The following is a 21,314-nucleotide window of genomic DNA, read 5'->3' on the forward strand; positions in this document are numbered from 1 at the left end:
GCGCAGGGCGCGGTCATGGGGAAAAGCGGCGGCCGGATCAGCTGTGGATGAGCCGGGGATTACCCTGGGATCACCCTGGCAGGCTGCGGTCCAGCAGGCGGGTGAGGCCGCAGATGCCGGACATGACCGGCACCGGAAGGTCGAGCTTTGCGGCCAGTTCCACCAGCGCGCCCAGGATCGGTTCGATCTCCAGGTGGCGGCTGGCCTCGACATCCTGCAGCATGGAGGTGCGGATCGGGCCCAGCTTGCCGGTTTCGGCCATGCGTCCCTCGGGGTCATCAAAGCCGGGCAGGCCGATCAGGGCGCCCAGCTCGGCCATTTCCACCATCATGCTCCGGACCAGTTCGCGGGCTTCGGGATCGGCCAGCAGGGCGGCGGTGTCGCTGCGGGACAGGGCGGTCAGGGGGTTCATGTTGGAATTCCCCCAGAGCTTCAGCCAGACCTCCCGGTGGATCTGCGGGGTGACCTCTGCCGGGATGCCGCCGCTGCGGAAGGTCTCCGCCAGGGCGTCGATGCGGGCGGAGGGCCGGCCGTCGGTGGTGCCGAGCCAGAGCCGGTTGGCCTTGGCCAGGCGGATGTGCCCGGGTGCCGCGACGGAGCTGGCGGCATGGACGACATTGCCGGCGATCTGCGGCGCGGGGATCAGCGAGCAGAGCTTGGCCCCCGGATCCACGGTGTCGAGGGTCAGCCCCTGCGCGGGGCCGCCGAAGCCCTGCAGGAACCAGAAGGGCAAGCCGTTCACGGCGGGCATGACGAGGGTGTCCGGCGTCATGGCGGCCGCGATCGCCTCGCCAAGTGCGGGCAGGCCGTGGGCCTTCACCCCCAGCACCAGCAGGTCGGCGCCCCGCAGGGCGGCGGGGTCTTCGGTGACAATCACCGGGAAGACCTCTGTCCGGCCTGCCTCTTCGATCCGCAGGCCGTCACGCGCCAGCGCCTGCAGCGTCGCGCCGCGGGCCAGCACCGTGGCCGTTGCACCTGCGCGCACCAGCCCTGCCGTCAGCCATCCGCCGATGGCGCCGCATCCGATTACCGAAACCTTCATCTTCCCTCCCTTCGGGCGCCCGCGCGCCCTTTCCGTTCCGCACCCCGCCCCTGTCATTTTTTGGCCAGAAATATCCTGGGGGTGAATTGAGCCGCAGGCTCAAGAGGGGGCAAGGCCCCCTGCCTCCGGGGCGACAAGCAACTCCATCTCCCGATGGGGCACCCCGCCGTCGTCGTATTCCGGGCCACAGGCGGCAAAGCCCAGCCCTTCGTAAAAACCCATGGCGCGGACCTGGGCGCCCAGCACGATGACGGTGAAGCCCCGCGCCAGCAGCCGGTCGATCCCCGCCCGCACCAGCGCCGCGCCCAGCCCGGTGCCGCGCGCCGAGCGGCGCACGCAGATCCGCCCGATCCGCCCTGCGCCCGGCTCCGTCAGCAGCCGCGCGGTGCCCACGGGCAGGCCGTCGAGCGTTGCCAGCAGGTGTTCCGCCCCCGCGTCCAGATCGTCCCATTCCTCCTCTGCCGTGAAGCCCTGTTCGGCCATGAAGACCTCTTCGCGCAGGGCGAAGCAGGGGGCGGGGTCGGTGACGGTTTCGATCAGCAGCGCGGGGGTCGTCATCAGGCGAAGTAGTCCTTCAGGATGCGGGTGTAGATCGCCTTCAGCTGGGTGATCTGTTCCACTGGCACGTTTTCGTCGACCTGGTGCATCGTCTCGCCCACGAGGCCGAATTCCACCACGGGGCAGAGGTTCTTGACGAAGCGCGCATCGGAGGTGCCGCCGGTGGTCGACAGTTCCGGGGTGACGCCGGTTTCGGCCTCCACCGCGGTGGCGACGAGGGAAGAGAGATCGCCCGGGGGGGTGAGGAAGCTTTCGCCGGAGACCTTCACCCGGGTTTCGATCACGATGTCGAACATGCGGGAGACGTCCTGCGCTTCGCGCTTCAGCCACTGGGTGAGGCTTTCGCCGGTGTGCAGGTCGTTGAAGCGGATGTTCACCGCGGCGGAGCATTGGGCGGGGATCACGTTGGTGGCGGGATTGCCGGTGTCGAACTGCACCGCCGCCAGGGTGGAGGGATCGAAGTGGTCGGTGCCCTGGTCGAGTTCCTGTCCCGCGAGCCGGTCGATCAGCCGCGCCATGGCGGGGATCGGGTTCTTTGCCCGGTGCGGATAGGCCGAGTGGCCCTGCTTGCCGGTGGCGGTGAACCAGGCGGTCATGGCGCCACGGCGGCCGATCTTGATCATTTCGCCCATGGAGCTGGGGCAGGTGGGTTCGCCGACGAGGCAGTCGGTCATCGTTTCCGCGTTCTCGGCCATCCAGTCGAGCAGGGCGATGGTGCCATCGACCGACTCGCCTTCCTCGTCGCCGGTGATGGCCAGGACGATGGCGCCATCGGGCGGCGTGTCACGGACGAAGTCGATGGCCGCGGCGACGAAGCAGGCAACGCCGGACTTCATGTCGGTGGCGCCGCGGCCGTACATGCGGCCATCGCGGATTTCGGCGCCGAAGGGATCGGCGGTCCAGGCCTTCAGGTCGCCGACGGGCACGACATCGGTATGGCCGTTGAACCCGAAGGAGCGGTTGGCCCCCTTGTTGCCCCAGCGGGCGAAGAGGTTGGCGATGCCGCCCCGGTCGACCCGGGTGCAGGTGAAGCCCGCCTCCTCCAGCAGGCCCTGCAGCAGGACCAGCGCGCCACCTTCGTCGGGCGTGACCGAGGGGCAGCGGATCAGGTCGGCCGTGAGGGCAATGGGATCGGTGGGACCGGTCATCTGGAACTCCTTCTTCGCAGGCATGGCCTTTGCAGGCATGGCTAGCCGCTTTCGCGGGCGTTGCAAAGGGTGGCGGGGCGGGTTGGCCGCGCCCGGGGGATGGAGAGGGGACGGGCCGGGGGGCGGAGAGGCGTGAAGTCAAGGCTTTACGGATGGGGCGGAGAGTGCGATTCTGCCCGAAAGGCGCATGGAGAAGGCGCGGAGCATGGCAGAGCAGGCAGCGCGGGGGATTCCCGGGCGCGATCATTCATTCGTCGGACGGGTGGCGGGATGCCATCGGCCTGCTGCGCGTCGGGCCTGCGGGCCTGTTGCGGGGTCTGTTTTGATGGGGTTGGGCTGAGCCATGGGATGGGTCGCGGTATCCGCACCGGGGGCAGGTCGCCAGGCAGAGGTCGGACCGGCGGAAGGCCGGGGCACGTTGCTGCGCAGCGGCAGCCCGGCGGAGCTGATGGGGCAGGGGTCCCTGCTGATCGAGGCCGATGTGACCGCGACGCGGGTTCCGGCGCCGCTTCTGGACATTGCCATTCGTCATCCGGTGCCGGGGCGGCTGACCCTCTCCCAAGTGCCCGGTGGCGCGTTGAGCCTGGTGATGGAACGCGGGCAGAAGCAGCGCCAGTGCAGTCTGACCCTGGAGAGCGGTGAGCGGCCGGAGCGGCTGCGGATCATGCTGTCGTGGGATTGCCGCGCGGGGATTGCCCGGCTGGTGGTGGAACGGCCCGAGCGCGACCTGGCGCCGCTGGCGACGGGGCTGAAGGATCCCATGCCGCTGCCCTTCCAGGCGCTGGTCGAGGCGGCGTTGCATCCGGGGCTGGAGGTGCTGGGCGAGGGCGTGGATTTCCTGGCGGTTTCGGACAGTATCGAACCCATCGGGCCGATGCCGGGGCTGGTCGCGGGCACCTGGATCGAGGTGCCCGGCGGGCGCCGCCGGATCGAGGCCCTGCGCCGGGGTGATCTGGTGAGCGTTCACGGCCCGTCCGGCGCGGTGGAAAGCGTGCCGGTGCTGGCGGCGGTGCGGCGCAGCCTGCCAGCGCGCGGCCTGTTCCGCCCGGTGCAGCTGTTTTCGCCCTGGCACGGGCTGACCCGGGACGTGGTGGTGGCCGCCGGGCAGCGCCTGCTGACCGAAGGATCGGATATCGAGCAGCTGTTCCAGGCCGAGGGCGTGCTGGTTGGCGCCGGGCAGGTCATGACGGAACGCAGCGCGACCTGGGCCGAGAGCGGGCCGCTGGTGACGCTGCACCAGGTGCTGCTGCCGGATCAGCAATTGCTGCAGGTCTGCGGCGCCGAGGTGGAGAGCCTGCACGTGGGCCGTCTGCGCCGCAGCGCCGCCCTTGTCGAGGCGAGCCTTCTGGCCGGTTACCAGCGGTCGCGCCTGCCGCAGCAGGCGGGCCATGCCCGCCCCGTGCTGCGCGATTTCGAGGCGCGGATGCTGCTGCAGCACCGCGCCGCCTGATCTGGCCCCCGATCGCGCAGGGCCCAGCCGGGGTGGTGATCAGTTCGGCTGGTCAGTTCGGTCGGTCAGTTCGGCCGGTCAGTTCGGGAGGTCGCGGTCGCCTGCCTCTTCGCCGTAGAAGGGGGTCATTTGGGCCACGATGACGGAGTTTTCCTCCGCCGCGCGGGCCATCAGCGCGCGCTCTTCCTCGTCGATCTCGTGCCCCATCTCGATCCGGTCTTCCAGCGTGCCGTAGCCGGTGACGTCCAGCGGGGCGAGGTCGGCCTGCTTGAGGATCGCGACGGTTTCGCGCACGGCCTCTGCCTCGTCCACGCCGGAGGCAAAGCACATGAGCGCGGCGCCGGAGCTGCCTTCGGGCAGGCCGTCGTCCTTGTGGCGGCCCACTTCGACCAGGAGGGTGTAGACCTGCTGCGGCTTGGGCGCCTTCTTGGGTTTCGCGGGCTTGTCGGTGCTCATCGTCGCATCTCCTAGGTTGGGCGGGGCGTGCCAGAAAGGGGGCTGCGAGTAAAGGGGGGCGTTCCGGACTGTGCGGCGGCGCAGGGTATGGCTAGGCTGGGGGCATCGGTGAGAGGGGGTGCCCATGGCGAAGGATATCGTGATCCTGCTCGACGGGACGTCGAACGAGATTTCGCGCAAGCGGACGAATGTGCTGCGGCTTTACGGCTGCCTGGAGAAGTCGGAGGCGCAGCTAGTCTACTACGATCCCGGCGTGGGTACGATCGGGGCGCAGAACGCCTGGTCGCGGGCCCGGCGCAAGACGGCGGAGATCCTGGGCATGGCGACGGGCTGGGGCCTGGATACCAATGTGAAGGAGGCCTACCGGTTCCTGTGCGAGCGCTACGAGGAGGGCGACCGGATCTGGCTGATGGGCTTTTCACGCGGCGCCTACACGGCGCGGGTGCTGGCGGGGTTCCTGCATGCCTTCGGGCTGATCCGGACGGAGCAGCTGAACCTGCTGGACTATGCCTATCGCGCCTACAAGGGGATCGGCCAGAAGACCGGCGACAGCGCCTTTGCCGAGATCCGCCTGCATGAACGCGCCCTGCGGCCCGCGAAGGTGGAGATCGCGGGGCTGGCGCTGATGGACACCGTTGCCTCGGTCATCGAGCCGACGCGGTTCTGGTTCCGGCTGAAGCATCACGCCTATACGTCGAACAACCCTTCGGTGCAGAGCCTGCGCCACGCGGTGAGCATAGACGAGCGCCGCAGCATGTACCGGGCGACCCTGTGGGGAGAGGAGCGCGAGGTGCGCAAGCCCTTCGCCGCGCCGGGCAGCGGCAGGCCGCAGGATGCAAGGGAGCTGTGGTTTGCCGGGGTGCATGGCGACGTGGGCGGCGGCTATCCCGAAGAGGAGAGCGGCCTGGGCAAGCTGCCCCTGCTGTGGCTGATCGAGGAGACCGGGGCCCTGGGCCTGTCCTACCGGACGCAGACGGTGAACCGGCTGGTGCGGGGCAGCGTGGCCGATGCGGGATATGCCCCGCCCGACCCGGAGGCCGATCTGCATCCGTCGCTGAGCGGGCTCTGGTGGCTGCTGGAGCTGATGCCGCGCCGGAGCCCGGAGGCCCCGGGGCGCCGGTTCCTGGGCCTGACATGGCCGCTGGGGGCCTGTCGCAGGATCCCGGAGGGGGCAGAGCTGCACCCCTCGGTCACGGCACGGCTGGCGCTGCGCCCGGACTACAGGCCGCCCAACCTGCCCGATGCAACGCCGGGCGATGCGCCCGCCTGAGGGATGGCAGTGGGGCGGGCATGAAAAAGGCCCGGGGTGATCCCGGGCCTTCTTGTGAGTGTCAGGTTGCGTGACGCGATCTGAAGTCAGGTCCCGCGATCAGGCCCTGCGCAGGCCGCGGACCAGGGCGATCAGCAGGCAGGCGCCCAGGACGGCCACGATCAGCTGTCCGAGGATGCCGTAAAGCGTCGTGTCGACGATGGCGTAGAGCAGGAAGTTACCCACGATCGCGCCGATGATGCCCATCACGATGTTCATCAGCAGCCCCATGCGGGAATTCATGATCTTTTCGGCGATCCAGCCTGCCAGGGCGCCGACGATGATGGCCATGAGCCAGCCCAGTCCTTCCATTTTCCTATCCTCTTCCTGTGGCGGAATGCGCCGTTGAGACCCTTGCCGACCCCCTTGCCGACCCCCTGCTGCGCCCCGGTGCGTCCCCGGTGCGCCAGCTGTTGCGGTCGCGCAGGGGGCACCTTCCGGGCCCGGTTCCGGCAGTGTGGGCGGCTTGGAGCCGCCCCTGCCTGGTCGTTTTCAGGTCGTTTTCATGTCCGGATGCCAACGCCGAAAAGGCCGAAAAGTTTCACCCGGGATGAGAAAATATTAGTGCGTATATTCATCACACAGTCGTGATCGTACGGGCTATCAATTTGCGAAAACAACGTTTTTCGGTTTGGGAGATTCGGTGTAAATTTGAACAACCTTATCGAGAGTAATGTTTCAGGCGTCGGTCCCACGGCGCCGCCCACACCCGGTGTGCCCCGCGCGGCACCGGTCCGTTTATTGCAGGTTTTTAAATGGTTACAGAGAACGTCACCTACCGAGAATACAATGGATCCCTTCTGACGACCGAATTGCTGAGCAGTCAGAGGACAATCGTCCTGAACGCTTTCGGGCCGTCCCAGGGGGGCACGGTCGAGGACAGTTCCGGCGTGATCTACGTCGGCGAGGAAGTGAGCGTCGGCGGGCGGACGATGACGATGCTGGGATCCGGCACGGCCCAGGCGGGCCTGTCCATCGGCGCGACGATCGGCGTCGGGGCGGAGGTGCCGGTGCTGCTGATGAAGGACACGGCGACGGGGGAAATCTTCTTCGTCTTCCCGGACGGGGAGCCGAGCGCCCTGGGCATCGTGTCGATGATCGTGGACATCAACGCGGAGGCCTATGCGCTGGATGGCGCGCCGCCGATCTGCTTCTGCGAGGGCACGCGGATCCTGACCGCCCGGGGCGAGATGCCGGTGGAGGAGCTGCTGCCCGGCGACCTGGCCGTGACCCACATGGGGGAGCTGTTGCCCGTCCTGTGGGTGGGCAAGCGCCACTATCCCTTCGGCGCGCCGGAGGAACACCGCCCCATCGTGCTGCGCCCCGGGGCCATGGGCCACGGCCTGCCGCGGCGCCCGCTGAAACTGTCGCCGCAGCACCGGCTTGTCCTTGGCGCCGAGGCCGGGGACCGGAAGATGGGCCCGGCCAAGGCCCTGCTGGGGGAGCGGGACGTGCATCAGCAGAAACAGGCCCGCCCGGTGACCTATTACCACGTCCTGATGCCGCGCCATGCGGTGCTGATGGCGGAGGGTGTGCCGACGGAGAGCCTGTTTCTGGGCCCCATGTCGATGGGCATCCTGACGGAGCAGTCCCGGCGGGAGGTTTGCGACCTTCTGGGATGCGAGGAAGGGGAGCTGGGGCAGCAGCCCCAGGCAGAGCCGCGCTGCACCTTCCTGACACGTCGGGAGGCGCAGGAATTCCGCGCCGCGCGGTTGCGACTGCTGGAACCGCTCACGGAACAGCAGGTCGCCTCCTGAGCTGGGGTCCCTGACCAGCTCTGCCCCGGTTGCCGATCATGGTTCCCCATCGGCCCCGGGTCCGTCGGGTCGTCACATCACCGGAAGCGTCAGAGCTTCATGGACATCGGGTAGTTGAGCTTGCCCGCGCCGGTATCGGGGGCGTCTTCGTCCTCGGCAAAGCCGAGCTTGCGGTAGAGCGGGATGGCCTCGTGGTGTTTCGGCCCGGCGGTGAGGATCATTTGGGTGTAGCCCAGCTGCCGCGCGGCGGCGGTGATGGCCTGCCCGAGGGCGAGGGCCACGCCCTGGCCCCGGGCGGCATCGGTGACGAACATGCGGTTCATTTCGCAGGTGCCGGGGGCATTGGGTTTCAGCATGACGATGCCCGCGGGCTGCCCGCCCAGCCGGGCCAGAAGGCATTCGCCGCCGGGCGGGCCGAAGGTGTCCAGCAGGTTGTCGAGCTGGTGCAGGAAGTTCTGCGCCGCGAGGTAGGCGTCGATCACCTCCACATCCTCGGGGTAGCGGCTGCGGAGCCAGTCGGTGAAGGAGAGCGCGAGGCGCCTGACCTCTGCCAGGTCTTCGGCGCTGCGGGCGGGGGTGATGGTGAGCATGGCCTCTCCCGTCTGGTGGATCCCGTTGACTGCCGGGTCAGGATAGCATGGCGGGCGGGCCAAAGGAAAAGGGGCGGCCCCGGAAGACCGCCCCTTTCGAAGGATGCGCGCTGCGCCGTGATCAGTCGCGCAGCAGCTCGTTCACGCCGGTCTTGGAGCGGGTGCGTTCATCCACGCGCTTCACGATGACGGCGCAGTAGAGGTTCACGCCGTTCTTCGAGGGCATGGTGCCCGCGACGACCACGGAGTAGGGCGGCACTTCACCGTAGGAGACGGTGCCGGTTTCGCGGTCGACGATCTTGGTCGACTGGCCGAGGAAGACGCCCATGCCCAGCACGGAGCCTTCGCGGACGATCACGCCTTCGGCCACTTCGGAACGGGCGCCGACGAAGCAGTTGTCTTCGATGATGACGGGGCCGGCCTGCAGGGGTTCAAGCACGCCGCCGATGCCGGCGCCGCCGGAGATGTGGCAGTTCTTGCCGATCTGCGCGCAGGAACCGACGGTGGCCCAGGTGTCGACCATGGTGCCGCTGTCGACATAGGCGCCGAGGTTGACGAAGGAGGGCATCAGCACCGCGCCGGGCGCGATGAAGGCGGATTTGCGGACGACCGCGTTCGGCACGGCGCGGAAACCGGCGGCCTTCCACTGGTTGTCGCCCCAGCCCTTGAACTTGCTGTCGACCTTGTCCCACCAGCCGGAGCCCTGCGGGCCGCCTTCGTGCTGTTCCATGTCCTTGATCCGGAAGCCCAGCAGCACGGCCTTCTTGGCCCACTGGTTCACGTGCCAGTTGCCATCCGCCTGTTTCTCGGCCACGCGCAGCGTGCCGCCGTCGAGCGCGTTCAGCGTGTCCTCGATGGCTTCGCGGGTTTCGCCGGTGGTGGCGGGGGTGATCTGGTCGCGCGCCTCCCAGGCGGCTTCGATGGCAGCTTCGAGCTGGGCGTTGGACATGTCGTAACTCCGGTGCATCAGGGGTCTGGCCCCTCATAGGGCCTGAACGGGCTGGCCGCAATCGCTCTGGTCCCTGCGGGTGCGCTGCGCTACGCAGGGGGGATCGGAACAGGAGCTGTCATGAGCCACGATACCCGTCATTCCCGCTTTCGCGACGCAGGCACCGACAAGACCACGGCGCGGTTTGTCGACGAGACGCCGCAGACCCTCTCGCCCAGCTACCGGCTGGCCTATGCGGACGAGGATTTCCTGCTGCGGGACGAGATGCGGTCGGTGCGGCTGCAGCTGGAGCTGATGAAGCCGGAGATGGCGCTGGACGAGGCCGGGGTGAACAGCACGGTGGTGCTGTTCGGTGGTGCGCGGATCCGGGCGCCGGGGGTGATCGAGGACGGTCACCCGATGGCGAAGCTGGCCTGCTACTACACCGAGGCGGAACGGTTCGCGAAGCTGGTGACGGAGAAGTCGCTGGCCATGGGCGGCAAGGATTACGTCGTCTGCACCGGCGGCGGCCCCGGCGTGATGGAGGCGGGCAACAAGGGCGCCCATGCGGCGGGCGGCCGGTCCGTCGGCCTGTCCATCGTGCTGCCGCATGAGCAGGTGCCGAATGAATACGTGACGCCCGAGCTGTGCTTCAACTTCCACTACTTCGCCGTCCGGAAGATGCATTTCCTGATGCGCGCGCGGGCCGTCTGCGTCTTTCCCGGCGGTTTCGGCACGCTGGACGAGACCTTCGAGGCGCTGACCCTGATCCAGACTGGCCGGATGGAGCAGCAGCCCTTCCTGTTCTTCGGCCGTGCCTTCTGGGAAAGCGTGATCAACTTCGACGCGCTGGTCGAGGCAGGCACGATTTCAGAGGCCGACCTCAAGCTGTTCAAGTTCGTCGAGACCGCCGAGGAGGCCATGGAGGCCGTCGAGAGCTGGCAGGGCGCGGGCGAGAAGCGCAAGGAGATCCCCGGGCGCGGGGATCTGGCCAATGCACCGGAGACCGGCGCGTGACCAGCTGGATCCGGCTGCTGGCGCTGTTCGTCGCCGGCATGGGCGCGGCGGCGCAGTTCGGCAAGGTTTCGGTCCTGTTCCACGTCTGGGAGGATGTCTATCCGCAGGCGGGCGCGGCGCTTGGCTTCCTCGTGTCGCTGGTGTCGCTGATGGGCGTGGTGCTGGGCCTGCTGGCGGGGATGGTCGTCACCCGGGTGGGGTTCCGCCGGATGATGGTCTGGGCCCTGCTGCTGGGCGGCGCGCTGTCGGCGCTGGAGATCCTGTTGCCGCCGCTGCCGGTGATGCTGCTGCTGCGCGGGGCCGAGGGGCTGTCTCATCTGGCGATCGTCGTGGCGGCGCCGACGCTGATGGCGGAGATCGCCAATGACCGGCAGCGCCCGATCGCGATGACCATGTGGGGCACCTACTTTGGCCTGACCTTCGCCTGTTTCGCCCTGCTGGGCCCCTGGATGGTGGAGATGGGCGGGGTGCGCCTGATCCTGGTGCTGCATGCGCTGTTCATGGTGGGGATGGCGGGCGTGTTGCAGGTGCTGCTGCCGGATGACCGCGCGGTGCCCGACGGGGAGGTCGCCCATCCGGCGGAGCCGATCACCCTGGCCACCGTGGCGCGGCGGCACCGGGCCGCCTACAGTTCGCCCTTCATCGCGGCGCCGGGGCTTGGCTGGCTGTTCTACGCGCTGAACTTCGTGGCGCTGATGACGGTGCTGCCGTCCTTCCTGCCCGAGGCCACGCGGGAGATGCAGATGACCCTGCTGCCGCTGGTGGGGATCGCTTCGGCCATGACGCTGGGGGCGGGGGCGCTGCGGTACCTGAAGGGGGTGCCGGTGGCGATCTTCGGCTTCTGCCTGGGCGTGGTGGCGGTGCTGCTGCTGGTCCTGGTGCCCGGCCCGGTCTGGGTTCCGGCGGTGCTTTTCATCGCCATGGGCTTCATGCAGTCGGGCAGTTTCGCCGCCGTGCCGCAGATCAACGCCGATCCCGCCGACCGGGCGCTGGCCAATGGCGTGGTGGCGCAGATGGGCAACCTGGGCAATCTGAGCGGCACGCCGATCCTGCTGGCGATGACCGGGGCGCTGGACTTCACAGGATTGGTGATCTTCGCCGTCGCGGCCTATGGCATGGGCGCCGTGGTGCACCTGGTGGCGGCCCGCAAGCGCGCGGGCCGCATTCTGGGCGTCGTCTAGGCCGTGACGCGGTGCGGGGCCGAGAGGCGCGCGGCGCCGTAGCGGCTGAGCAGCAGCAGGAGCGCCGCCGTGCCCAAGCAGGCGGGCAGCCCGCCCAGTTGGTAGCTGGCCCCCGACAGCACCGTGCCCAGAAGCCGCCCCGCCGCATTGGCCATGTAGTAGAACCCCACGTCCATCGTGACCCTTTCGCCGCTGGTGAAGGCCAGGATCAGGTAGGAATGGAGCGAGGAATTCACCGCGAAGATCGCGCCGAAGACCAGCAGCCCCGCGACCAGCGTCACGGTGAGCCAGGGTTGCGGATCGCCCGCCGCCCAGACCAGCGCCGCCAGCAGCGCGGGGATCGCCACCAGCGCGCCGACCCAGCGGCGGGCGGCCAGGACGAGGTCTGCGCGCGGTCGGCCCCTGGCCTGCAGCAGCTTCGGCGCGGCGGCCTGCACGGCGCCGTAAAGGATCGTCCAGACCGCCATGAAGGTGCCGATGGTGAAGAAGGCCGCGCGGTTCCCGGCCTCCGTCCCGTCGGACAGGACCGCGTAGAAGTAGATCGGGATACCGACCACGAACCAGACATCCCGCGCGCCGAAGAGGAAGACCCGCGCGAAGGAGAGCCAGTTGATGTCGGGGTTGCGGGAGAAGACCTCGGAGAACTTGGTGCCCTTCTTGCCGCGCGGCAGGCCCGACGGCATGAAGAGCGCCACACCGGCGAGGATCGCGGCCAGCAGGATTGCCATGGCCCAGATCGAGGCGGTGAAGCCCGCGAGGCCCAGCAGGGCCGCGCCGAGCAGGAAGCCCGCGCCCTTCACCGCGTTCTTCGATCCCGTCAGCACCGCCACCCAGCGGAAGAGCGCGCCGTCACCCGAGGGCGCCAGCAGCTTCACCGCCGATTTCGACGACATCTTGGCCAGGTCCTTGGCCACGCCCGAGGCGCCCTGCACCGCCATGACGAAGGCCACCGACCCCCAGAGGGTCCAGGACGGGTCGAGCCGGGTCAGTGCCAGAAGCGCCAGCACCTGCAGGCCGAGGCCCGCATAGAGCGTGCTGGTCAGCCCGAAGCGCGCGGCGATCCAGCCGGCGGAGAGGTTCGTCACCACCCCCGCCAGTTCGTAGAGCAGGAAGAGATAGGCCAGCTGCACCGGGGAAAAGCCGAGCGTGTGGAAATGCAGCAGCACCAGCATGCGCAGCGCGCCATCGGTGAGCATGAAGGCCCAGTAGGCGGCCGTGACCGCGACATAGGCCGCAAGGCCATTGCGGGATGTCGCGGTCACAGCCCTTCCCCAACCATGCGGGAGACATCGACCAGACGGTTCGCGTACCCGAACTCGTTATCGTACCAGGCGAAGATCTTCACCTGGGTGCCATTCACGACCATGGTAGACGGCGCGTCGATGATCGACGACCGCGCATCGTTGAGGAAATCTGCAGAGACGAGGGGGCGTTCCTCGTAGCCGAGGATGCCCTTCAGGGGCCCTTCGGCGGCGGTGCGGAGGAGGGCGTTGACCTCTCCCGCGGTGGTGTCGCGCTCCACCTCGAAGACGCAATCGGTGAGCGAGGCGTTCAGCAGCGGCACGCGGACGGCGTGGCCGTTCAGGCGGCCGGTCAGTTCGGGGAAGATCTGGGTGATCGCCTTGGCGGAGCCGGTGGTGGTGGGGATCAGCGAATTCAGCGCGGAGCGGGCGCGGCGCAGGTCCTTGGCCGGGCGGTCGACGATGGTCTGGGTGTTGGTGACGTCGTGGATCGTGGTGATCGCGCCGTGGCGGATGCCCAGCCCTTCGTGGATGACCTTCACCACCGGCGCGAGGCAGTTGGTGGTGCAGGAGGCGGCGGTGACGATGCGGTGGCGCGCCGGGTCGTAATCGTGCTGGTTCACGCCGAAGACGATATTGGCCGCGTCGCCGTCCTTCACCGGGGCGGAGACGACGACCTTCTTCACGCCGCCGTCGAAATAGGGGGCGATCCTTTCGGCGGTCTTGAAGTGGCCGGTGCAGTCGATGACCACGTCCACGCCATCCAGCGGCAGGTCGGCGATGTCGCGAGCGCCGATGAAGGGCAGGCGGATGCCGTCGATGGTCACGCTTTCGGCGTCATGGGCGAAGGTGGCGGGCCAGCGGCCGTGCACGCTGTCGAATTCCAGCAGGTGGGCGTGCATTTCCGGGTCGCCCACGGCGTCGTTGATCCAGGCGATGCGGGCGCCGCTTTCCAGGAGGGGCTTGAGGGCGAGCTTGCCCATGCGGCCGAGGCCGTTGAGTGCGAAGGTGGTCATGATCAGGCGTCTGCTTCCAAAGAGGGGGCGGGAGTGTCGTCGAGGGCCAGGCGATCCACCGCGTGTTGCAGCGAGATGCGGTCCAGCGATGCCACGGGAAGGGCAGCGAAGGCGCGCAGCCGGTTGAAGAGGATGCCATAGGCCTGCTGGAAGGCCAGGGCCTTCTGCGCGTCGGTGCCGGTGGCCTTTGCCGGGTCGGGCATGCCCCAGTGGGCGCTGATCGGCTGGCCTTCCCAGGCGGGGCATTCCTCGTTCGCGGCCTGGTCGCAGACGGTGAAGACGAAATCCATCTGTGGCGCATCGGGGCCCTGGAATTCGGCCAGGGTCTTGGACCTGAGTGGCGCGGTGTCCAGGCCCTTGTCCGCCATCAGTTGCAGGGCGAAGGGATTGGGGCTGCCGGCGGGGCTGGTGCCGGCCGAGAAGACCTCGAACCGGGGGCCAGCGAGCTCCCTCAGGATGGCTTCGGCAAAGAGGGAGCGGGCGGAGTTGGCGGTGCAGATGAAGAGCACGTTGAGCTTGGTCCGGGGCATGTCCTGATCAGTCTCCTGTGGGCGAGGGAACCGGGAGGGCGCGAGGCAGAGGTCGGGCCGCCCCCGGCAGCAGTCGAGGAAGAGGTAGTCGAGGAGGTCGTTCGCGGTGCCCATCTCCGCCCGGTAGAGCAGCGATGTGCCCTGCCGGTCCTGTGTGATCAGCCCCGCCTTGCGCAGGGCCGACAGGTAGACCGAGAGGGTCGAGGGCTTCAGCCCCGTCGCCTCTGCCAGGTCCCCGGCGGCGACGGATTGCGGATAGCGGCGCATGAGCAGCCGCCAGACCGCCAGGCGCTGCGGGTGGCCGAGGGTGGAGAGGAGGGTGGGTGCTTCTTTTTCCATATTTCATGAAATATGGAAGTAAAGAGATTCGGGCAAGCGAAAAGAACCGCCCGCGCGGGGGATGCGCGGGCGGCGGGACTTGTCAGGCGAGGGGTGGAGGATGCGGTGTCAGATGCGCAGGAAGGGCTGCGCCAGGCGCGGCAGCAGCGAGCGGAAGCGCAGGCGGGCATCGGTGGCCGCCAGGCAGATGCAGGCGGGGCCGGGTTCTGCCGTGGGCGTGTGTTCCAGGGTCTCGTCCGCCACTTCGACATCGCCGGGACCGAAACGGCCGGTCTCGTCCGAGAAGGCGCCCTGGAGCACCATGGTCAGTTCCGTGCCGCCGTGGCCGTGATCGGGCACCGCCTGTCCGCCGGGGATGTAGAGCAGGCGGACGGAGTTCTGTCCTTCCTCGAAGAGGATCTGCTGTTTCACCCCGCCACCGGCGGCGCGCCAGCGCGGTTCGCCGTTCTGCAGCGCCTCGGCCACGGGGCCGGGATAGATGCCATTGCGGCGCGGCGCCGCGCGGGTGGCGGCGGGCGCGGGATCGTCCAGCCGGGCGAGGGTCCGCGCGAGCAGGTCGCCCGCGGTGTCCTGCACCGGTTCGTGGTTCAGCAGGGCACCGGCCAGCATTTCATGCGCTTCGAGGGCTGCGCGACAATCGTCGCAGACGGAGACATGGGCCGCGACGATCATCTCGAATGTGCGGGGCAGGCGCCCTGCGGCATAGCTGGCCAGCATCTCGTCCGGGATATGATGCGTGATCTTGCTCATTCGGGTCTCAGGTCCTTGAGTTCGTGTCGAAGCCGTTCGAGGCCAAGGCGGATGCGCGACTTGATGGTGCCAAGGGGCAATCCGGTCGCTTCCCTGATCTCGCCATGGGTCAGGTCGCCCAGGTAGGCGCGGGAGATGACCTCCCTCTGTTCATCGGTCAGGCGGGAGAGGGCGTCGCGCAGCGCGCCGGCCTCCTCCGCCAGGGCCATCTGGGCGCCCGGGTCGGCTTCGGGCGGGGTTTCTGTTTCGACGTCTTCCGGCAGCGGGCGGTTTGCCTTGCGGGCGATGTCGACCTGCCGGTTCCGGGCGATGCGGTAGATCCAGCCGGACACCTGGGCCCGGGCGGGATCGAATTGCGCCGCCTTGTGCCAGACCGACAGCATGGCGTCCTGCACCACGTCCTCTGCCGCGGCGGCGCCCATGCCGGATCGCATGAGCATCCCCTTCAGGCGGGGGGCGTAGAAATCGAACAGCCGGGCGAAGGCCGCCCGGTCGCGGTTGTCGCGCACCGCCAGCATCCACAGGGTCTGTTCCGTGGTGTCCTGTCGGGGCGTCTTTGCCCGGGGGGCTGTCGGGCCGGTCTTGCCGTCGTCTGCCTGCATCAAATCAATCTTTCCGCGCGGGCTTGCCACCGGGGCAAGCCGCGTCATCTCGAGTGTTGCAGGCATCGCGTTCATGTTCAACATGAGCGGTCTACGGGGGGCCGCGGGGATCGGATCAAAAATAATTCCGATGTTTTCCGGCCCCGGGTGAACCGTTCGGCTCGGGGCTTCGTAACAAGGTAGACACCACGGAGAGGTCCCATGTCCTTCGATGCCCTGAACAGTCGCCCGCAACGTATCGCCGTCATCGGAGGCGGCATTTCCGGCATGGCCGCCGCCTGGCAGCTGGCCGGGCAGCACCGCGTGACCCTGATCGAGGCGGCGCCGCGGCTGGGCGGGCATGCGCGCACGGTGATCGCGGGGAAGAACGGGGATCAGCCGGTCGACACGGGGTTCATCGTCTTCAACTACGCCAACTACCCGCATCTGACGGCCATGTTCCGCGACCTGGATGTGCCGGTGGAGCGGTCCGACATGTCCTTCGGCGCCACGATCGACGGTGGCCGGGTGGAATACGGGCTGCGCGATCTGCGCGCGGTGCTGGGGCAGCGGCGCAACCTGGCCCGGCCCGGTTTCGCGCGGATGGTGCGGGACATCCTGCGGTTCAACGACCGGGCAGAGGCGCTGGTGGCCGCCCGGCCGGAGCTGTCGATGGGCGCGCTGATGCGGGAACTGGGGCTGGGGCCGTGGTTCCGCGAATATTACCTGAAGCCCATCAGCGGCGCGATCTGGTCCACGCCCCCGGACGGGATCGAGGCATTCCCGGCTGCGGCGCTGGTGCGGTTCTTCCGCAACCATGCCCTGCTGTCGACCAGCGGGCAGCACCAGTGGTGGACGGTGAAGGGCGGATCGGTGGAATACGTGCGGCGGCTGGAGGCCTCGTTGAAGGCGCGGGGCGCGATGATCCGCACCGGCACGCCGGTGGCCTGCCTGCGCCGCGACGGCCCGCTGCCCGAGGTGGTGACCATGGACGGCACGCGGGAGGTGTTCGACCAGGTGATCCTGGCCTGCCACAGCGACGAGGCGCTGGCCCTGCTGGAACGCCCGACCGAAGAGGAACAGGCGGCGCTGTCGGCGGTGCGTTACCAGGACAACCACGCGGTGCTGCATTGCGACGCGGGGCAGATGCCGAAACGTCGGGCCTGCTGGTCTTCGTGGGTGTACAAGGCAGAGACGGGCCAGCGGCAGGAGGCGATCGGCGTGACCTACTGGATGAACCGGCTGCAGAACATCGACGAGGGCGATCCGCTGTTCGTGTCGCTCAACCCCGTGGTGCCGGTGCGGGAGGAGGCGATCTATGACGAGAAGCTGTTCCGCCATCCCGTCTTCGACGCGGCAGCGCTGGAGGCGCAGCGGCAGGTGATGCTCATGCAGGGGCGCAATGCGACCTGGTACGCCGGGGCCTGGCTGCGGCACGGGTTCCACGAGGACGGTTTCGCCAGCGCGGTGCGTGTGGCCCGGGCCCTGGACCCGCAGCCGGTATGAGCCGCTGGCCGGAACATATCCCGGGCTTGACGGTACATGCGCGGCGCGGGTCGGTGCAGCACAGTTTCCGCTATGGTGTCGATTACGTGCTGCTGGATCCCGAAAACGATGCCGGGCCGTCCCTTCTGGGGCGCAACCGTGCGGCGCTGGCAACGATCCACGACCGCGATCACGGCGGCCCGCGGGGCGCGGGCGAGGGTGCCCCCTGGGCCCGCCGCGTGCTGGCCGAACAGGGCCTGCCGGAGGCGCGCTACGACGAACTGCTGCTGCTGACCCAGCCCGGGTTCCTGGGCGCGCGGTTCAACCCGGTGTCATTCTGGATGGCCTTCGAAAAGGGCGATCTGGTCGCGGCGATCGCGGAGGTGAACAACACCTTCGGCGACCGGCACTGCTACCTTTGCGCGAATCCCGGATTCGCCCCTATCGTTTCCGGGCGTCCTGTCCATACGACCAAGGTCTTCCATGTATCCCCCTTTCGCGGAATCAAAGGGCACTATAGCTTCGGTTTTCACATGGGAGAGGAGAGGGTTGCGATCCGTATCCTCCACGGCGAAGAGGGAGGGGAGACCCTCTTCGCCACCATGACCGGCCCCCGCCTGAAACTGACCAATGCCCGGATCCTGGGCGCGGCGCTGCGGCGGCCTTTCGGCGGGGCGCGCATTCTGGCACTGATTTACTGGCAGGCCCTGCGCCTGAAGCTGAAGGGCGCGCGCTACAGGACGCGCCCCACCCCCCCGACAGAGGAGATTTCCTGACATGCCGATGCTGACCAACCGCGTGAAACGCGACTTCCTGGAGAGCTGCGAGCAGATCGAGACGGGGCGGCTGACCGTCACCACGCCGGAGGGCGAGGTGCATCACTTCGGTCAGGGCGGCGTGGAAGCGGATTTCAAGATCAACGACTGGGCGGCGGTCACGGCGGCGCTGGCACGCGGCGATGTCGGATTCGGAGAGGCCTATGTCTCGGGGCTCTGGGATACCGGGTCGATCGAGAATCTGACCCTGCTGGCGCTGCAGAACCTGGACCAGTTCGGGCGCTATGCCTACGCGGGGCCCTGGCAGGCGCTGAAGTTCCGCACGGTGGACCGCATCCTGCGGGCCAATTCGCGCAGCGGCGCGTCGCGCAACATCCAGGCGCATTACGACGTGGGCAACGAGTTCTTCCAGCTGTGGCTGGACCCGTCGATGACCTACAGCTCCGCCCTTTACGCCCCCGGTGACGACGACCTGGAGCGGGCGCAGTACCGCAAGTACGACCGCATCCTGGACCGGGTGCAGGGAGAGCGCCTGCTGGAGGTCGGCTGCGGCTGGGGCGGTTTCGCGGAACGCGCTGCCGGTCGAGGGCACCACGTGACCGGGCTGACGATCTCCCCTTCCCAGAAGGGCTATGCCGATGCACGGCTGGACGGACGGGCGGATATCCAGCTGCGCGATTACCGCGACAGCCAGGGCAAGTACGACGGGATCGTGTCGATCGAGATGATCGAGGCCGTGGGCGAACGCTACTGGCCCGCCTTCTTCGAGACGCTGAAGGGCCGCCTGGCAGAGGGCGGCCGCGCCGTGGTGCAGGCGATCACCGTCTCCGACAGCTATTTCCCGACCTACCGGGCCGGGTCCGACTTCATCCGCCAGCATGCCTTCCCGGGCGGGATGCTCCTGTCGGACGGACAGATCCGCGCGGCGGCAGAGGCGGCCGGGCTGAAGCTGCAGAACAGCTTTGCCTTCGGCCAGGACTACGCCCGCACCTGCAGCACCTGGCTGGACCGGATGGACGAGGAGGCGAGCCGGATCGCGAAGTTGGGCTACGGCGAAAGCTTCCTGCGCAGCTGGCGCTATTACCTGGGCATCTGCGCGGCGGCCTTCACTGCGGGGCAGACCGACGTGGTGCAGGTGGAACTGGCCCATGCGAATGGGCGCTAAGTAGCGTCACGTGCGGAAAGATTACCCGGTTTGGGTATCTGATCGGGCCGCCGGGCGGCCTTGCCTGTGGATAGTTATCCGGGTTCGTACCGTTTTGGGCGACAAGGCGCTCATTCCCGCAATCGACACGCGAAAGTGTAGGAGAATTGGGGGATTGGCCGGAAACTTTCCCCGGGAAGCAGGCGTTGCTTCCTCGTGTTGATCCGCGCGTCTGGGGGGCGCCCCGTGCTGCGCGTGGATCTTTTCCCAGTCCCTTGATCCCACGAAGGATTTTTCAATGAAACCAAGAAAACTGACCGGCAAGACCTACTGGATTGTAGGGGCGAGCGAAGGGCTCGGCCGGGAAGTCGCGAAGGAGATGAAACGCCTTGGGGCGGAGCTGATCCTTTCGGCGCGAAGCGAAGAGCGGCTGGAAGAGCTGGCCGAGGAGTTGGGCGGGGCGAAAATCGTCCCGATCGATGTGACCGATCCCGAGTCGGTCTGTGCCGCGGTGAGGGACGCCGGCGGTGCGGACGGGATCATCTATTCCGTCGGAATGTACGATCCGATGACCGCGCAGGAGTGGGATGCTGCCGCGGCCGAAAAGATCGCCGATGCGAATTTCATGGGGGCCATGCGGATCCTGGGACGGATCGTGCCGGGCTGGGTCCAGCGCAAGTCGGGGCATGTCGTCCTGATCGGCTCTCTTGCCGGGTTCAAGGGATTGCCCGGCTCCATCGGGTATGGCGCCAGCAAGGCGGCGCTGCGGCACCTGGCGGAGGACATGTACATCGACCTGAAGGGCACGGGCGTGGATGTGCAGCTGGCCAACCCGGGGTTCATCAAGACCCGGCTGACCGAGAAGAACGATTTCACCATGCCGCAGATCATGGCGCCGGAGGAAGCGGCCAAGCACGTGATGCGGCTGATCCGCAACCCGGAGCCGCGCCAGGTCAGCTTCCCGCATCCGTTTTCCTACGTGTTCACGGTTGCCGGTCGTTTCCTGCCGTTCCGTTGGTACGCGCGGCTGGTCTCGGGCTGAGCCCCGGGCCGCGGCCCGGCGATCACGGGTGATAAGGCGAAGGGCCCTGCACGTTTCCGGTGCAGGGCCCTTTTCGTTGTCGCGGAGGCGTCGTTGTCCGCCCTTCAGGCTATGGTCGCTGCCAGGTCGCGAGAGCGCATGAAAGTGCTGCGCGGGAAGCTTTTCATGTAGGTGACCAGCCGGTCGAGCATCATCAGCCGCCCCGGCTGCGCGATCAGCTGCACATGCAGGGTGAGGTGGAAGAAGGCGGGATTGGGCCAGTTGTAGTGTCCCAGGAATTCCTCCTTCCACAGGGTTTCGACCTCTGCCGAGGTGCGGATGATCCGCTCCATCCGGCCGCCGTGGATGAAATAGGGCGCATCGGCCAGGTGCCATTGCACCGGCAGTTCCACCATGGGCAGAGGCGCGCCGTCGCGCTGGTGCCGGTAGGGTGCCACGCGGTCGTGGAAGTTGGTGGAGACGGTGATGCCGTCCTCCATCATCAGGTCGAGCGTATGGGCGGACCATTCCCAGGACGGGGAGCGCCAGGTGACGGGCCGCTCGTTGATGATATCGGCGATGGAGTCGTTGCCGCGCACCAGTTCATCACGTTCCTGGTCGCGGTTCAGCCGGGTGGGGGAAAGGTGCCCGTGGCCGTGCCCGGCCAGTTCGTGGCCGCGCCGGTGAATTTCCGTCACCGCATCGGGATAGCGGTCCGCCGTCATGCCGGGCACGAAGAAGGTGCTGGGCACCTGGTGGCGATCCAGCAGGTCGAGCAGCGGTTCCAGGCCTTCGAGCACGGCATAGGCCCCGTGGGACAGCAGGGAGGGGCGATTGCGGTTCTCGGGATCGATGCTGAGCCAGATCGCCTCTGCATCGAGGCAGATTCCGAAGACGATGGGGAAGGGGGGATGCTGCATCTTGGCCTCTCTGTGGATTTTGCCCGGTTATAGAGCGGCGCAGGATCCGCGAGCCATCAAAAACATGCGAACATA

Annotated in this window: 22 protein-coding genes; 9 read left to right on the forward strand and 13 right to left on the reverse strand. The window is 68.0% G+C overall.

The window, feature by feature from the left end; translation table 11 throughout:
• Positions 1-70: 70 nt before the first annotated feature.
• From AC2IR1_RS02585 to dapE, 3 genes are all read right to left on the reverse strand, one after another.
• The gene (locus tag AC2IR1_RS02585) at positions 71-1,042 is read right to left on the reverse strand and encodes a ketopantoate reductase family protein (protein ID WP_486474718.1); all 972 of its coding nucleotides are present in this window, start codon (positions 1,040-1,042) and stop codon (positions 71-73) included.
• Positions 1,043-1,141: 99 nt separating this feature from the next.
• Positions 1,142-1,600, reverse strand: a complete 459-nt coding sequence (locus tag AC2IR1_RS02590) for a GNAT family N-acetyltransferase (RefSeq protein ID WP_486474719.1) — start codon at positions 1,598-1,600, stop codon at positions 1,142-1,144.
• Positions 1,600-2,748, reverse strand: a complete 1,149-nt coding sequence (gene dapE / locus AC2IR1_RS02595) for a succinyl-diaminopimelate desuccinylase (protein ID WP_486474720.1) — start codon at positions 2,746-2,748, stop codon at positions 1,600-1,602. Before dapE ends, AC2IR1_RS02590 begins: the two co-directional genes overlap by 1 nt.
• A gap of 343 nt (positions 2,749-3,091) precedes the next feature.
• On the opposite strand from dapE, the gene AC2IR1_RS02600 reads away from it, so the two are divergent.
• Complete coding sequence (locus tag AC2IR1_RS02600; protein ID WP_486474721.1) at positions 3,092-4,198, forward strand: Hint domain-containing protein; 1,107 nt, start codon at positions 3,092-3,094, stop codon at positions 4,196-4,198.
• Between the two features lie 78 nt (positions 4,199-4,276).
• Here AC2IR1_RS02600 and AC2IR1_RS02605 read toward each other — a convergent pair whose 3' ends face one another.
• Entirely contained in the window at positions 4,277-4,654 is a 378-nt protein-coding gene (locus tag AC2IR1_RS02605; protein ID WP_486474722.1) for a hypothetical protein, read from the reverse strand.
• Positions 4,655-4,778: 124 nt separating this feature from the next.
• On the opposite strand from AC2IR1_RS02605, the gene AC2IR1_RS02610 reads away from it, so the two are divergent.
• Positions 4,779-5,924, forward strand: coding sequence for a DUF2235 domain-containing protein (locus AC2IR1_RS02610; RefSeq protein ID WP_486474723.1), 1,146 nt, complete (start codon positions 4,779-4,781; stop codon positions 5,922-5,924).
• 99 nt (positions 5,925-6,023) lie between these two features.
• Here AC2IR1_RS02610 and AC2IR1_RS02615 read toward each other — a convergent pair whose 3' ends face one another.
• Positions 6,024-6,275, reverse strand: a complete 252-nt coding sequence (locus AC2IR1_RS02615; RefSeq protein ID WP_486474724.1) for a GlsB/YeaQ/YmgE family stress response membrane protein — start codon at positions 6,273-6,275, stop codon at positions 6,024-6,026.
• Between the two features lie 443 nt (positions 6,276-6,718).
• Here AC2IR1_RS02615 and AC2IR1_RS02620 point away from each other — a divergent pair, with 443 nt between their 5' ends.
• On the forward strand, positions 6,719-7,720 hold the full coding sequence (locus AC2IR1_RS02620) for a Hint domain-containing protein (RefSeq protein ID WP_486474725.1): 1,002 nt from the start codon (positions 6,719-6,721) through the stop codon (positions 7,718-7,720).
• 89 nt (positions 7,721-7,809) lie between these two features.
• Here AC2IR1_RS02620 and AC2IR1_RS02625 read toward each other — a convergent pair whose 3' ends face one another.
• Both AC2IR1_RS02625 and dapD read right to left on the reverse strand, forming a co-directional pair.
• The gene (locus AC2IR1_RS02625; protein ID WP_486474726.1) at positions 7,810-8,310 is read right to left on the reverse strand and encodes a GNAT family N-acetyltransferase; all 501 of its coding nucleotides are present in this window, start codon (positions 8,308-8,310) and stop codon (positions 7,810-7,812) included.
• 121 nt (positions 8,311-8,431) lie between these two features.
• Positions 8,432-9,259, reverse strand: a complete 828-nt coding sequence (dapD, locus tag AC2IR1_RS02630) for a 2,3,4,5-tetrahydropyridine-2,6-dicarboxylate N-succinyltransferase (RefSeq protein ID WP_486474727.1) — start codon at positions 9,257-9,259, stop codon at positions 8,432-8,434.
• A gap of 120 nt (positions 9,260-9,379) precedes the next feature.
• Here dapD and AC2IR1_RS02635 point away from each other — a divergent pair, with 120 nt between their 5' ends.
• Positions 9,380-10,255 (forward strand): LOG family protein, encoded by an 876-nt coding sequence (locus AC2IR1_RS02635; protein ID WP_486474728.1) that lies wholly within the window; start codon positions 9,380-9,382, stop codon positions 10,253-10,255.
• Positions 10,252-11,436, forward strand: coding sequence for an MFS transporter (locus tag AC2IR1_RS02640; RefSeq protein ID WP_486474729.1), 1,185 nt, complete (start codon positions 10,252-10,254; stop codon positions 11,434-11,436). The genes AC2IR1_RS02635 and AC2IR1_RS02640 overlap by 4 nt, the downstream gene beginning before the upstream one ends.
• Here the strand turns inward: AC2IR1_RS02640 and arsJ are convergent.
• From arsJ to AC2IR1_RS02665, 5 genes are all read right to left on the reverse strand, one after another.
• Entirely contained in the window at positions 11,433-12,698 is a 1,266-nt protein-coding gene (arsJ, locus tag AC2IR1_RS02645; RefSeq protein WP_486474730.1) for an organoarsenical effux MFS transporter ArsJ, read from the reverse strand. The two genes, AC2IR1_RS02640 and arsJ, sit on opposite strands and share 4 nt — an antisense overlap.
• Positions 12,695-13,693 (reverse strand): ArsJ-associated glyceraldehyde-3-phosphate dehydrogenase, encoded by a 999-nt coding sequence (locus AC2IR1_RS02650; RefSeq protein ID WP_486474731.1) that lies wholly within the window; start codon positions 13,691-13,693, stop codon positions 12,695-12,697. The genes arsJ and AC2IR1_RS02650 overlap by 4 nt, the downstream gene beginning before the upstream one ends.
• A gap of 2 nt (positions 13,694-13,695) precedes the next feature.
• The gene (locus AC2IR1_RS02655; protein ID WP_486474732.1) at positions 13,696-14,562 is read right to left on the reverse strand and encodes an arsenate reductase/protein-tyrosine-phosphatase family protein; all 867 of its coding nucleotides are present in this window, start codon (positions 14,560-14,562) and stop codon (positions 13,696-13,698) included.
• 108 nt (positions 14,563-14,670) lie between these two features.
• Positions 14,671-15,312, reverse strand: a complete 642-nt coding sequence (locus AC2IR1_RS02660; protein WP_486474733.1) for a ChrR family anti-sigma-E factor — start codon at positions 15,310-15,312, stop codon at positions 14,671-14,673.
• The gene (locus AC2IR1_RS02665; RefSeq protein ID WP_486474734.1) at positions 15,309-15,914 is read right to left on the reverse strand and encodes a sigma-70 family RNA polymerase sigma factor; all 606 of its coding nucleotides are present in this window, start codon (positions 15,912-15,914) and stop codon (positions 15,309-15,311) included. Before AC2IR1_RS02665 ends, AC2IR1_RS02660 begins: the two co-directional genes overlap by 4 nt.
• A 201-nt stretch (positions 15,915-16,115) precedes the next feature.
• Here AC2IR1_RS02665 and AC2IR1_RS02670 point away from each other — a divergent pair, with 201 nt between their 5' ends.
• The 4 genes from AC2IR1_RS02670 to AC2IR1_RS02685 all read left to right on the forward strand — a co-directional run bounded on the left by AC2IR1_RS02670 (position 16,116) and on the right by AC2IR1_RS02685 (position 20,340).
• Positions 16,116-17,399, forward strand: a complete 1,284-nt coding sequence (locus AC2IR1_RS02670) for an NAD(P)/FAD-dependent oxidoreductase (RefSeq protein WP_486474735.1) — start codon at positions 16,116-16,118, stop codon at positions 17,397-17,399.
• Positions 17,396-18,154: a DUF1365 domain-containing protein gene (locus AC2IR1_RS02675; protein ID WP_486474736.1), complete on the forward strand. Its 759-nt coding sequence runs from the start codon at positions 17,396-17,398 to the stop codon at positions 18,152-18,154. Before AC2IR1_RS02670 ends, AC2IR1_RS02675 begins: the two co-directional genes overlap by 4 nt.
• Before the next feature lies 1 nt (position 18,155).
• Positions 18,156-19,319 carry a class I SAM-dependent methyltransferase gene (locus AC2IR1_RS02680; protein ID WP_486474737.1) on the forward strand — a complete coding sequence of 388 codons (1,164 nt, stop codon included), beginning with the start codon at positions 18,156-18,158 and terminating at the stop codon, positions 19,317-19,319.
• A gap of 277 nt (positions 19,320-19,596) precedes the next feature.
• Complete coding sequence (locus tag AC2IR1_RS02685) at positions 19,597-20,340, forward strand: SDR family NAD(P)-dependent oxidoreductase (RefSeq protein WP_486474738.1); 744 nt, start codon at positions 19,597-19,599, stop codon at positions 20,338-20,340.
• 104 nt (positions 20,341-20,444) lie between these two features.
• On the opposite strand, the gene AC2IR1_RS02690 is transcribed toward AC2IR1_RS02685, so the two are convergent.
• Complete coding sequence (locus AC2IR1_RS02690; RefSeq protein ID WP_486474739.1) at positions 20,445-21,239, reverse strand: polysaccharide deacetylase family protein; 795 nt, start codon at positions 21,237-21,239, stop codon at positions 20,445-20,447.
• Positions 21,240-21,314: the final 75 nt, after the last annotated feature.

The organism is Pseudooceanicola sp. NS-SX8 (assembly GCF_057380755.1).